Genomic DNA, 13,349 nt, shown 5'->3' with positions numbered 1-13,349 from the left:
AGATTGATGCTTTTTTTATTTGTGTAGTTTTAATTGGATGCGCTTTCGCGGAACATCAACCTCTAAAACTTTAACAATAACCTGTTGGTGTAAATGGACATGCTCATTAACATCTTTTACAAAACTATCCGATAAGTTAGAGACATGTATTAAACCACTTTCTTTAATTCCGACGTCCACAAAGCACCCAAAATTAGTGATGTTATTGACTATTCCTGGTAATAATTGACCAGCAACTAAATCGTTTATTGTTTTAATATTTTGATTAAAAGTAAATACTTTAGCTTCTTCTCTAATATCTAATCCTGGCTTTTCAAGTTCTTTAATAATATCTTCTAAGGTTAATAAACCTACAGTATCAGTACAGTATTTTTTTAAATCTATTTTTTTAAGCAACTCTTGATTGCCAATCAAATCGTTTAAAGTAACCTTTAAATCTTTGGCCATTTTCTCGACTATATTATAACTCTCAGGATGTACTGCCGAGTCGTCTAACGGGTTTTTAGCTTCTCTAATTCTTAAAAAAGCAGCGCCTTGTTCAAACGCTTTTCCGCCTAAGCGTGGTACTTTTTTTATTGCATTTCTACTAGTAAAAACACCATTTTCGTTTCTGTAATTAAAAATGTTTTCGGCTAGTTTTGGACCAATTCCGGATACGTAGCTCAGTAAAGAGGTGCTTGCGGTATTAATGTTTACACCAACACTATTTACACAGTTTTCTACCACAACATCCAGTTCTTTCTGTAGTTTGTTTTGATCTACATCATGCTGGTATTGTCCAACACCAATAGATTTAGCATCAATTTTCACCAATTCTGCCAATGGATCTTGTAGACGGCGCCCAATAGAAACACTACCTCTAACGGTAACATCGTAATTAGGAAACTCGTCTCTTGCAATTTTTGAAGCCGAGTAAATACTTGCTCCAGCCTCGCTAACCACAAAGACTTGCATGTCGTTTTTAAATTTAATTTTTTTTACTAACGCTTCCGTTTCTCTTGACGCTGTTCCGTTACCAATCGCAATTGCGTCTATTTTATATGCTTCCGTTAAAGTGGATAGTTTTTTAATGGCTCCAATACTATCACTTTTTGGAGGATGCGGATAAATATTTTCGTTATGCAGTAAAACTCCTTGGGCATCTAAGCAGACTATTTTACAGCCTGATCTAAAACCAGGGTCAATTGCTAGTACTCGTTTTTCGCCTAAAGGCGAACCTAATAATAGTTGTTTTAAGTTTTTTGCAAATACCGAAATAGCAGATGCATCAGCCTTCTCTTTTGCTTTTTGTAACGCTTCATTGCTTAAAGATGGGAATAATAGTCGTTTGTACGCGTCGCTAATGGCTAACTCAATCTGATCTGCGCAGGCGTTTTCGCTTTTAATAATGCGTCTGTCAATGTTTTCTAACGCCTTTATTTTATCTATTTCAATTTTAACACGAATAAAACCCTCTTTTTCTGCTCTTAAAATGGCTAATAATCTATGCGACGGAATACGACTTAACGCTTCTTCCCATTCAAAGTAGTCTCTGAACTTTTGAGCATTCTCATCCTCTTTTTTTGTTTTTACCACTTTCGTGGAAATCATAGCATGACGCTCCAATTGGTTACGTAAATTATTACGAATATCTGTGCGCTCGTTTATCCACTCAGCAATAATATGTCTTGCACCTTCTAAAGCGTCGTCCACTGTTTTAACGTCGCCTTTTACGTATTTAAATGCGATAGACTCCACATCATTTGCATTTTGCGACATGATGATTTTAGCTAAAGGTTCTAATCCATTTTTTCTTGCAGTTTCTGCCTTAGTTTTTCTGCTTTTTTTATACGGTAAGTATAAATCCTCAAGCGTTGTTAAGTCAGTACATGCTGTAACCTTGTCTTGCAAAGCATCAGTTAAAACGTCTTGCTCTTCAAGTGCTTTTAAGATTGCTATTTTTCGTTTTTCTAAGGCTTCAAATTCTTCTTTATATTTTACAATATCTCCAATTTGGACTTCATCTAAATTTCCAGTTGCTTCTTTTCTGTATCTTGAAATAAACGGAATAGTTGCGTCCTGATTTAATAGGTCAATCGTATTTTTTACTGATGTTTCAGGTAATTTAGTCTTAGAAATTATATAGTTTAAAAGCATAAAAAAAGACCTTATTTTTTTATAATAAATAAGGTCTTGTAATATATTTAACTCTGATTAATTTTCCGAGTAAAATCGGACAAAATTCTAGTTTTCTCCAGACTCCATTTTAGCGTCATTAATCATTTTTTCATTTGGTAGAATGGCTACGTTTACACGTCTGTTTTTTGCTCTGCCTTCTGCAGTTGTATTATCATTAGTAGGTTGTGTCTCTCCAAACCAATTTGTTGTAAATCTACCGCTACTTAAGCCTTGATTTGTTAAGTAATTGGTAACAGCATTAGCTCTGTTTTTAGATAATGTCATGTTGTTTTCTTCGCTACCAACACTGTCTGTATGTCCAACAACTAAAATATTAGTATCTGGATACTCTTTAAATACAGCTACAAGTTTGTTAAGTGTCTCTTGCGACGCACCATTTACGTTATATTTTGCTGTGTCAAAATACACACCACTATTTTCGTCAAAAGTTACGACAATACCTTCGTCAACACGCTCCACTGTAGCACCAGGGATTTCTTCCTCTATTTTTTGTGCTTGTTTATCCATTTTGTTTCCAATAAGGATTCCGGCTCCACCACCAACAACTCCTCCAATAACAGCACCTAATTCTCCGTTACCACCTTTACCAACATTGTTACCAATTATGGCTCCTAAAATGGCTCCTCCAGTAGCACCAATGACACCACCTTTTTGTTTATTATTTGCATTTTTTACACTGCTACAATTAGTAAAGCTAAAAGCCATAGCAACTGTTAATGCACTTATTGATATTTTTTTTAATATAGATTTCATAGTTTTTATAATTTAGAAAAGTTCATGTTAATTGTAAATGGTTTACCATCAACTGTAAGGGTTTGTTCCCATCTCATGTTAGTTTCTGATAATTGGGCTAATTTTAATCTAAACCCTTGATTGGTTTCACTTTTCCCTTTAGCATCGGTTGGCTTTAATAAGAAGTTGTATAAACCTGTAGTTTCGTCTACCTCCTGAATAGTAAAGTTAAAGTTTCTTTCTCCTGTATTACAATTTGGAGTGTTTATGGTATAAATACCTGTATTATTATTTGGTATAAACTGCCAAGTACTTTGCTCAAAACATTCCTTAGATGTGTCATTTAATAATGATACATTATAAGTGCCTGATTGATTGTAATTAATGGTGTTTAAAACCCATTGACCTTTAATGGTTTTTTCTGATTGTCTTACTGTTTTTGAAGATCCACAGCTAAATAGTAGACTTAAAAACAAAACGGTTATTATTTGCTTCATGATTGTTTAATTTATTTGATACAAAGGTGCAATATTACTTGATATTTGATATTACACGATTATTAATATAGGTTATATAATTACCATTTTTAAAATTGTAATTGGTAAGGTAGAGAAGGTATATGCTTGCGATTAGAAGAATTAATTGTCAAATTTAGTAAGTGTATATTCTCCAGTCCTTTTATTATAGTTTCCTAAAAAGTAGCTAGATTGATACTTAAATAAGGTTTGCAAATGTGCATTATTGTACGTTCTGTTAGCGTCTTGAAAGTTTTTGATTTGATCAAATTCGTTTAACGGAATGTCACCTGTTTTGTGATTTAAATCTTTGTCAAATAAACAACTTATTCTAGTAGATTTTGTTCTAGTGTAGCTATTAAAGCTGTCTAATATTAGACCATATGCAATTACACCAAAAGCGCCAAAATTGACCATAGCAAAACCACCTCTATCAATTTCTACACTGGCACCTAATGTTATAATTAAGTCCTCATTTTTTGAATAAGCAGTAATACCTATTTTAGACTGTGTTATTTTTCTTAAAAATTTAGAGGTTTTTTCTAGTTCTCTGTAATCATCAAATGCACCACCTTCCTGAATTATTGGTGTGTTTTTAAACGTGATTTCTTCTTTGTCGTTAATATTAAACGTTTTTATTAACCCAAAATCATCTAAATTATAGGCACTAAAACTTAAGTGATCTAATGTAGAATAGATGGTTAACAGTTTATCTTTATGAATAAAGGAATTAGAATTTGCGCCATGATGATTATTAGTATAACCTGTATTGATAATGCTATTAAAGTTAGAAGAGTCACTTTCTAGATCTAAACTAATAACGTAAGTATACTTGTTAAAAAGATTATTGGTAATTGTAAGTTTATTATTGTCTACATATAATTTTGTGAACGCATTAGTTTGTTCTAAACTATTAGGAACATTACTATTAACAACCTCAATAGCTGCGTAGTTAGGGTTACCAAATAGCAAAGGGTATAATGGGTAATCTCTGTCTATGTTATTAACTATTGCTTGCGATGATAAATCGTAATGAGTAGTCTTAATAAGGCCTTTATCAGTTAATATTCTAGATATTAAAACATCTTCTTTCCTGCTAACAGATAAAATATGAAGCTTATTTTTTAAGACTAGATATTCGACTATTTTTTCTTTTTTAAATTCAATGTTTAAGTCTTCGGTTATTTTAAAATTTCCTGTTTTAAAACTTAACGAAACCGAACTAAAATGAGATTTGTTATTATTACTAAAAAACAGCGTATAAGTTTCTTGGTCATATATTGCACCAATTAAAATCTTACCCTTTTTAGGAATTATTACATTATTTATTGAGCCGATTAATTGTTTATTTTGATCATGAAGATTTCCAAAAATCACCTTTCTGTTTGTAAAAAACATGGCGATTTGGTTAGTATCTTCATTAACCACAGGGATGACGTCCTTAGGGTACAGTTGTTTTGTTTCTTCTTCAATATTAAATCCAACCCATTCTTCTTGAGCAGAAGTTAAGGTGCTAAAAACAAATGCAAATAGTATTAAGGCGTACTTCATAAACTTATTTTACAATAATAATTTTGGTTAACTAATGTGTAATCCATTACTAACGTTAGCATCATCGGGATTTACAAATACTAATTTGCCTTCCGCATTTTCTGTCATTAAAATCATACCTTGACTCTCTACACCACGTAATGCTCTTGGTGCTAAATTAACTAAAACAGTCACTTTTTTACCAACAACTTCTTCTGCAGTAAAGCTTTCTGCTATTCCAGAGACTATTGTGCGTACATCAATACCTGTATCCACTTTTAAGATTAAAAGTTTTTTAGCTTTAGGCATTTTTGTAGCTTCTAAAATGGTTCCAACACGTATGTCTAACTTAGTAAAATCATCAAAAGTGATTTCATCTTTTTGAGGCTCAACGACTTTGTTAGCAGCTTCATTAGCTTTTTTACTTGCTTCTAGCTTATCTATTTGCTTTTGGATTGTTTCGTCTTCTATTTTACTAAATAACAATTCACCTTTACCTATTTGGTGCAAAGCAGGAAGTAATGTGTCTTTAGTAGATATATCGTTCCAAGAGTTTTCTGTTGTATTAAGAATGTTTTTTAATTTGGTAGAAGTAAATGGTAAAAATGGTTCTGATAATGTTGCTAAAGCGCTTGCTATTTGCAATGCGACAAACATAATTGTTTTTGTTCTAGCTTCATCTGTTTTAACTAGTTTCCAAGGTTCTTCATCTGCTAAATACTTGTTTCCAAGTCTTGCTAAGTTCATTAACTCCTGACCAGCTTCTCTAAAACGGTAACGCTCTAAAGAGCTTTCAATAACTGCAGGATATGCTTTGACAGTCGCTAAAGTTTCTTCGTCTATAGCAGAAAAATCAGATGGTGTCGGTACAATACCTTCGTAGTACTTATTAGTTAAAACTACAACGCGATTAATAAAGTTTCCGAAGATTGCTACTAGCTCGTTATTGTTTCTTGCCTGAAAATCTTTCCAAGTAAAATCATTGTCTTTAGTTTCTGGCGCATTAGCAGTTAAAGCATAACGTAACACATCCTGTTGGTTAGGAAAATCTTGTAAATAATCTGGCAACCAAACAGCCCAATTTTTAGACGTCGATAATTTGTTGCCTTCTAAGTTTAAAAACTCGTTAGCTGGAACATTATCAGGCAAAATATAGCTGCCTTCTGCTTTAAGCATAGCAGGAAATATAATACAATGAAATACTATATTATCCTTACCAATAAAGTGTACTAATTTAGTGTCTTCATCCTTCCAGTATGGCTCCCAATCTTTACCTTCTCTTGCAGCCCATTCTTTGGTTGATGATATGTAACCAATTGGTGCATCAAACCATACGTAAAGCACTTTGCCTTCTCCTCCAGGAACCGGAACCGGAATTCCCCAATCTAAATCTCTAGTTACAGCACGAGGTCTTAATCCATCATCAATCCAAGATTTAACTTGACCATAAACGTTAGGTTTCCAATCTTTTTTATGACCTTCCAAGATCCATTCACGTAAAAACGCTTCGTGTTTATTTAAAGGTAAAAACCAATGTTTTGTTTCTTTTAAAGTGGGAATATTACCAGTTATAGCCGATTTAGGATTAATTAAATCTGTTGCATTATGTGACGTTCCACATTTTTCGCATTGGTCACCATAACTTTCTTCGTTACCGCATTTTGGACACGTACCAATTACAAAACGGTCTGCTAAAAATTGGTTAGCCTCTGCATCATATAATTGTTCTGACACTTCTTCAACAAATTCATTTTTATCATACAAAGTTTTAAAAAACTCAGAAGCAGTATCGTGGTGAATTTTGGCAGACGTACGTGAGTAGTTATCAAACGTAATTCCAAATTCTTCAAAAGAATCTTTAATTATTTTATGATAGCGATCTACAATTTCCTGAGGTGTAACACCTTCCTTTTTTGCTTTAATAGTAATTGGCACACCATGCTCATCACTACCACAAATAAAGGCTACATCGTTACCAGTTAGTCTTTTATATCTAGCGTAAATATCTGCTGGAACATAAACACCTGCTAAATGTCCAATATGTATTGGTCCATTAGTATAAGGTAATGCTGCAGTAATTGTATATCTTTTTGACATCTTTGTTATCTTTTGAAGTTGTAAAAATACGTAATTTGACAGCCATTTAGAAAAAAAATGTAATTTTACATTATGTCAAAGAAGAGATTATTATTGTTAGTGTGTTGTGCTGTTTTTTTCTTAGGAAATACAACAGGATTTGCGCAAAATAAAACCGAAACTAAATTGATACAGCCACCTTATTTAAAAGCAGGAGACACTGTTGCTATTGTTGCGCCTTCTGGTGTTTTAAAAAATAGATTTGATGAAGTAAATCGTGCGAAGCAGCTTTTAGAAAGTTGGAAGTTACATGTCGTTATTGGTAAGCATGTTTTTAATCAGGCAAACCACTTTGCAGGTACAGATCAAGAGCGTTGCGAAGACTTTCAGATGGCTTTAGATGACCCTAAAATTAAGGCTATATGGTCTGCTCGTGGTGGTTACGGAACCGTTAGGATTTTGGATAGCTTAGATTATACCAAATTTTTAAAGCAGCCTAAATGGATTATTGGTTACAGTGATATTACAGCGTTACATAACCAAATACATAATTTAGGAGTGCAATCGCTACATGCAATAATGGGAGTGAGTTTACCTGAAAATTTAGAGGACATTGCAGATAGTATTGCCACTTTTAAAAATACGCTTTTTGGACAACCTTTACGTTATGCATTAAAGGGATCAAAATATAATAAATCTGGAGATGCTAATGGTATTTTAGTAGGTGGAAACCTAACTATTTTACACACTATGTTAGGCTCTAAAGATAGTATAGATACGGATGGTAAAATTTTATTTATTGAAGAAATAGGAGAGTACAAGTACCATATAGATCGTATGTTACAAAGTTTAAAACGTGCTGGTTATTTTGATAATTGTAAAGGTGTTATAGTTGGTGACATGAGCAGAATGCGAAAAAACACAACATTATGGGGAACTTCAATTGAGCAATTAATTTTGGATGCGTTGTCTGATTATAATTTTCCTATTGCGTTTAATATGCCTGCAGGACATGAAAAAGATAACAGAGCTTTAATTTTAGGACGTCAAGTAGTATTAAAAGTAGATAAAAGTAAATCGACTTTAATTTTTGAAGAATAATGGCTAGTCACAATGAACTTGGTAAAAAAGGAGAGCAACTAGCTGTAGATTTTTTAATTGAAAACAAGTACGATATAATAGAACAAAATTATCGTTTTGATAAAGCTGAGGTGGATATTATTGCTCAAAAAGCTGATGTTTTAGCCATAATTGAAGTCAAAACAAGATCTACAGATACTTTTGGTAACCCTCAAGACTTTGTAAAACCTAAACAAATCCAACGTTTAGTAAAAGCTGTGGATGAGTATGTTACAGTAAATGGATTAGATGTTGAAGTCCGTTTTGACATTATCGCAATAGTCAAACAGAATAATCAATTTAATATCAAACATTTAGAAAATGCCTTTTATCATTTTTAATTTGTCGTGATTGCTAAAAAAAGGTGTCCTAATAAAAATTAGTATTTTGATGTTTAACTTTTTAGTTACCTATTCTTCTTTTTTTGGTTGAGGTAATGTTTTAAAATAAGCTTCAAAAGCTTTAAAATCGTATGGTTTTTTGATTATTTTTTTATCACTATCTAATACAAAATAACTTGGTGTAGATTTTACGTTATAGTTGTTTCCAATCTCATTATCCCATTTTCCTTCACCAAAAACATGGTAAAATTCAGGATAGTCATAGGTCATGTCTTTCCATCTGTAACGGTCTTCATCTAAAGCAATCGCAATAACCTTTAATTGTTTATTGTCTAAAGTTTTTACATACTTACGTAGTTCTGGAATCTCTTCTAAACAGTGTGAGCATGTTGTGCTCCAAAACACGATTAGGTAATTATTAGACTCATCTAATTGATATAGGTTTTTTACAGTTGCCTCGCCTTCTTCATCATAGATTACTATTTCAAAATCTTGTCCAATATTACCAACAGATGCATTTTTAAAATAAGTTAAATCTTCTATTAATTGCGTGTCGTTTTCCGCTTTAGATAAAGCTAATAAATGGGTGTCTGTAATATGGTTAGCAACAGGTTCAACTTCTTCTAAAGCAAATTGATTCCATAAAATTTCTAACATTACTTTTTTAATCTTAGGATTGTTACCAATAGCTTTTACTACAGTATCTATGTTATTTTTGTAGGAAGTAATTTGGTCATTGCTATCACTAAAATTAAAAACATAATTTAATGTTGCTTCAATTAAAAAATTTGAATTTTGAAGTACTGGATTTCCAAAATTGATATGTTTAAAGTAGCTGGTTTTAGCATTTTCTGTAAACGTTTTGGCGTCAATTAAATATTCAGGAATGTAAGGTTGACTGGCAGTTATAAAATTAAGCACTAATTTACCTTCCGATGCCTTTTCAAACTCTGACTGTGTTGTTTTTAATATGTCAATAATGTTTTTAAAATCTTTTTCTTTTTTACCTCCAGAAGAATAAAAAGCATTTAAGCTCTGTCCAATCATAGACATGCTATTATTGTAAGAAATCCAAAGTTTGTTTTCTTCAGAAGTTACAAATTCTAGACCTTTTTCTAAATCAAACGTTAACTCAATATCCTCGTTGTTATACAAAAAATCGAAGTTATATTCGTCTTGTGGTTGTGCATAAACAATACGATACGTGCCAGGAGCTTGTGTTTTTTTAAGATTAAAAATAAAGCTTCCGTCTGCTGCAATATCTGCATTGTCTACAAAAATTGAAGTGTCTGCAGTAACTTGGTATAGAAATGCAAATTTAAATTGATCTGCTGGAGTAAAAGTTCCTTTAATTGTGTTTTGAGCCATCAAAAAGGTTGGCAATATGGCAAATAAAAACAGTATTTTTTTATTCATTTTTTGTGATTTTCTTTTATAATTTCAAAAACTATTCCAATATTGGTTGTAAGGCAGTTAAAGCTTTTTTAACCGTTTTTATATTGTCAAAGGTAAGTAATAAACGTAAGCCATTTCTGGTTTGTTTTTCTTTCATTTTACAAGCCTGAGAATGTGTTTGTACATACTGTAGTAATTTTGTAAAATTTGGACTTTGATAAAAACTGCTTTGTTGATCATTAATAAAGTAACAAATTAGCTTTCCTTGTTTCATTATTACTTTTTCAATACCTAATTTGGTAGCTACCCATTTGATGCGTACGCTATTTATTAAATCTACAACCTGTGTTGGTAACTCTCCAAAACGATCAATAAGTTGTGTCTCAAATTCGGTTAATTCAGTTTCGGTTTTAAAATTGTTTAATTGGGTGTAAAGACTTAATCTTTCGGCAATATTGTTAACATAGTCGTCAGGGAATAAAAGTTCCATGTCTGTGTCAATAGTAATGTCTTTAACGTATTCTTTATTTTCTAAAGGTTCATCATATAACTCTTTAAACTCATTTTCTTTAAGTTCTTCAATTGCTTCATTTAGTATTTTTTGATAGGTATCAAAACCAATTTCATTTATAAATCCGCTTTGTTCACCTCCTAATAAATCTCCTGCTCCTCTTATTTCTAGGTCTTTCATAGCAATATTAAAACCACTACCTAACTCAGTAAACTGCTCTAAAGCTTGTATGCGTTTTCTGGCATCGTCTGTCATTGCAGAGTATTCTGGAGTTATAAAATAACAAAATGCTTTTTTATTACTACGTCCAACACGACCACGCATTTGATGCAAATCACTTAATCCAAAATTATTGGCGTTGTTAATAAAAATGGTGTTGGCATTTGGTACATCCAAACCGCTTTCAATAATTGTTGTACTGACAAGCACGTCAAATTCGCCATCCATAAAACCAAGCATCAAGCTTTCTAGTTTTTTACCTTCAAGTTGTCCATGACCAATACCAATTTTAGCATCAGGTACAAGTCTTTGGATCATCCCTGCAACCTCTTTAATGTTTTCAATACGGTTGTGAATAAAAAAGATTTGTCCACCACGTTCTATCTCGTAGCTTACAGCATCTCTAATAGACTCTTCTGTAAATCTAATCACGTTACTTTCTATTGGATAACGATTTGGTGGAGGTGTAGTAATGACTGATAAATCTCTTGCTGCCATTAAACTAAATTGCAACGTCCTAGGTATTGGAGTTGCTGTTAACGTTAATACGTCTACATTATCCTTTAAAGTTTTTAATTTTTCTTTTACAGCTACGCCAAATTTTTGTTCTTCGTCAACAATAAGCAATCCTAGATCTTTAAACTTAACATTTTTACTTGCTAGTTGATGCGTGCCTATAATGATATCAACGTGACCTTTTTCTAATTTTTCTAAGGTTTCCTTTTTTTGTTTTGCAGTCCTAAAACGGTTAACGTAATCCACAGTTACCGGAAAGTCTTTTAAACGTTCTGTAAAGGTTTTATGGTGTTGAAAGGCTAATACTGTTGTTGGTACTAAAACTGCAACTTGTTTACCATTATCCACTGCTTTAAAAGCTGCACGAATGGCTACTTCGGTTTTACCAAAACCAACATCTCCACATATTAAACGGTCCATTGGACGCTCGCTTTCCATGTCTGCTTTTATATCTGCAGTTGCAGTGATTTGATCTGGTGTGTCTTCGTATAAAAAAGAAGCTTCTAGCTCGTGTTGTAAATAGCTATCAGGTTTGTATTGGTACCCTTTTTCTAGCTTACGTTTTGCGTATAATTTAATTAAGTTAAAAGCGACATGCTTAACTCTAGATTTGGTTTTTTCTTTAAGAACTTTCCAAGCTTTACTTCCTAATTTGTATACTTTAGGAGGTTTACCATCTTTACCATTAAACTTAGTTATTTTGTGTAATGAGTGAATGCTTAGATATAGGACATCACGTTCTCCATACACTAATTTAATAGCTTCCTGTTTTTTACCTTCGACATCAATTTTTTGAAGTCCTCCAAATTTTCCTATTCCATGATCAATGTGTGTTACATAATCACCAATGTCAAGGTTTGTAAGTTCTTTTAAGGTTATGGCTTGCTTTTTAGCATATCCATTTTTAAGATGAAATTTATGATAACGTTCAAAAATCTGGTGATCTGTATAAACGACTATTTTAAGGTCGTGATCTATAAACCCTTGATATAGTGATTGGGTAATGGTTTGGTAATGGACGTCTTGCTCAACATCGTCAAATATATCATGAAAACGTTTTGCTTGTTGCTCACTGACACAAGCTATATAGTTTGTGTAATCGTTATTATGATTGCTATTTAGGTTATCTATTAATATGTTAAACTGCTTATTAAATGTAGGTTGCGGTGTGGTATTATGTTGTATGACTTGTGTCGCACTAAAAATTGAGTCTGTACCTAGCTCTACGATGCTAAACTCTAATAGTTGTTTTTTTAGCTCGGCAGCATTACAGAATAACTCTAGTGGTTCTGCGTGTTTGATGTCTTTGTTTAATTTAACAAAAGCAGCAATTGCTTTGTCAAAAAAGTCGTCCACACGATCAAAGGTTAAGTCAAAATTTTTGCCAAAAACGACTGTTTTTTGAGCAATGTATTTTAAAAAACTTTGTCTGGACTCATCCATTAATTTATTAGCAACATTTGGTATGATACTAATTTTTTTAATTTGCTCTGTAGATAATTGTGTTTCTACATCAAAAGTCCTGATACTATCTACTTCGTCTCCAAAAAACTCGATTCGGTAGGGTTCGTCATGACTAAATGAAAACACATCTACAATTCCTCCACGTACTGAAAACTCTCCAGGTTCTGTTACAAAATCAACACGTTTAAATTTATACTCAAATAAGACTTCGTTAACAAAGTCTATTGATAGGCTATCATTAACGGTTATTTTAAGTGTATTACGTTCTAGCTCTTTTCTGGTGACTACTTTTTCAAACAGTGCGTCAGGATAGGTAACGATTATAGCGGGTTTTTTACGTGAGTTAATACGGTTTAAAACTTCGGCACGTAGAAGTACGTTTGCGTTATCAGTTTCTTCTATTTGATAGGGTCTACGATAGCTTCCTGGATAAAATAGGACGTCTGTTTTGTTAATGAGTTGTTCTAAATCGTTTAGGTAAAAAGCAGCTTCTTCTTTGTCATTAAAAATAAGTAAAAAGGGCAGCTGTGTTTGTTTAAAAGATTGTGCTACAACGTAGGATAATGATGAGCCTACAAGTCCTTTTAAATGTGTTTTACTTTGGGTTTGGGCAATAGCAGTTTGCAGTTTTTGCAATTGCAAAGACTGTAAATAGGTTTGCGAGATTAAGGTTTTACTCACTATAACTTTAGTTTGTGCAAATATAAGCAATGCATAAATTATTAGCTTTTAGATTTACAAAATTTAACTTTT

General features: G+C 32.5%; 8 protein-coding genes and 1 pseudogene. 2 read left to right on the top strand and 7 right to left on the bottom strand.

All coding sequences use genetic code 11. The features are described from left to right. Positions 1 to 15: 15 nt before the first annotated feature. From WNY60_RS04350 to metG, 5 genes and pseudogenes are all read right to left on the bottom strand, one after another. Positions 16 to 2,136 carry a Tex family protein gene (locus tag WNY60_RS04350; protein ID WP_342861609.1) on the bottom strand — a complete coding sequence of 707 codons (2,121 nt, stop codon included), beginning with the start codon at positions 2,134 to 2,136 and terminating at the stop codon, positions 16 to 18. 87 nt (positions 2,137 to 2,223) lie between these two features. After that, positions 2,224 to 2,931 (bottom strand): OmpA family protein, encoded by a 708-nt coding sequence (locus WNY60_RS04345; protein WP_145005732.1) that lies wholly within the window; start codon positions 2,929 to 2,931, stop codon positions 2,224 to 2,226. 5 nt (positions 2,932 to 2,936) lie between these two features. Beyond that, positions 2,937 to 3,407, bottom strand: coding sequence for a lipocalin family protein (locus WNY60_RS04340; RefSeq protein ID WP_292943365.1), 471 nt, complete (start codon positions 3,405 to 3,407; stop codon positions 2,937 to 2,939). 141 nt (positions 3,408 to 3,548) lie between these two features. Continuing rightward, a complete protein-coding gene (locus WNY60_RS04335) occupies positions 3,549 to 4,976 on the bottom strand; it encodes a hypothetical protein (RefSeq protein WP_342861608.1) in 1,428 nt (475 codons plus the stop codon). A 27-nt stretch (positions 4,977 to 5,003) separates the two neighbouring features. Beyond that, positions 5,004 to 7,097: pseudogene (gene metG / locus WNY60_RS04330) on the bottom strand (methionine--tRNA ligase); the annotation flags it as partial. A gap of 27 nt (positions 7,098 to 7,124) precedes the next feature. Here metG and WNY60_RS04325 point away from each other — a divergent pair. Then, on the top strand, positions 7,125 to 8,132 hold the full coding sequence (locus tag WNY60_RS04325) for an LD-carboxypeptidase (RefSeq protein WP_145005744.1): 1,008 nt from the start codon (positions 7,125 to 7,127) through the stop codon (positions 8,130 to 8,132). Then, positions 8,132 to 8,491: a YraN family protein gene (locus tag WNY60_RS04320; protein ID WP_339808049.1), complete on the top strand. Its 360-nt coding sequence runs from the start codon at positions 8,132 to 8,134 to the stop codon at positions 8,489 to 8,491. Before WNY60_RS04325 ends, WNY60_RS04320 begins: the two co-directional genes overlap by 1 nt. Before the next feature lie 69 nt (positions 8,492 to 8,560). On the opposite strand, the gene WNY60_RS04315 is transcribed toward WNY60_RS04320, so the two are convergent. Both WNY60_RS04315 and mfd read right to left on the bottom strand, forming a co-directional pair. Beyond that, positions 8,561 to 9,907 (bottom strand): TlpA disulfide reductase family protein, encoded by a 1,347-nt coding sequence (locus tag WNY60_RS04315; protein ID WP_342861607.1) that lies wholly within the window; start codon positions 9,905 to 9,907, stop codon positions 8,561 to 8,563. Positions 9,908 to 9,938: 31 nt separating this feature from the next. Then, entirely contained in the window at positions 9,939 to 13,277 is a 3,339-nt protein-coding gene (gene mfd, locus WNY60_RS04310) for a transcription-repair coupling factor (RefSeq protein ID WP_342861606.1), read from the bottom strand. Between the last annotated feature and the right edge of the window lie 72 nt (positions 13,278 to 13,349).

Source organism: Olleya sp. AS48, assembly GCF_038900355.1.
Classification (GTDB): domain Bacteria; phylum Bacteroidota; class Bacteroidia; order Flavobacteriales; family Flavobacteriaceae; genus Olleya.
This window is presented reverse-complemented; position numbering and strand designations above follow the sequence as displayed.

Coding starts and splice junctions, on each gene's coding strand:
- WNY60_RS04315 (WP_342861607.1), bottom strand. CDS start 9,907: ATGAATAAAAAAATACTGTTTTTATTTGCCATATTGCCAACCTTTTTG.
- WNY60_RS04325 (WP_145005744.1), top strand. CDS start 7,125: ATGTCAAAGAAGAGATTATTATTGTTAGTGTGTTGTGCTGTTTTTTTC.
- WNY60_RS04320 (WP_339808049.1), top strand. CDS start 8,132: ATGGCTAGTCACAATGAACTTGGTAAAAAAGGAGAGCAACTAGCTGTA.
- WNY60_RS04340 (WP_292943365.1), bottom strand. CDS start 3,407: ATGAAGCAAATAATAACCGTTTTGTTTTTAAGTCTACTATTTAGCTGT.
- WNY60_RS04335 (WP_342861608.1), bottom strand. CDS start 4,976: ATGAAGTACGCCTTAATACTATTTGCATTTGTTTTTAGCACCTTAACT.
- WNY60_RS04345 (WP_145005732.1), bottom strand. CDS start 2,931: ATGAAATCTATATTAAAAAAAATATCAATAAGTGCATTAACAGTTGCT.
- WNY60_RS04350 (WP_342861609.1), bottom strand. CDS start 2,136: ATGCTTTTAAACTATATAATTTCTAAGACTAAATTACCTGAAACATCA.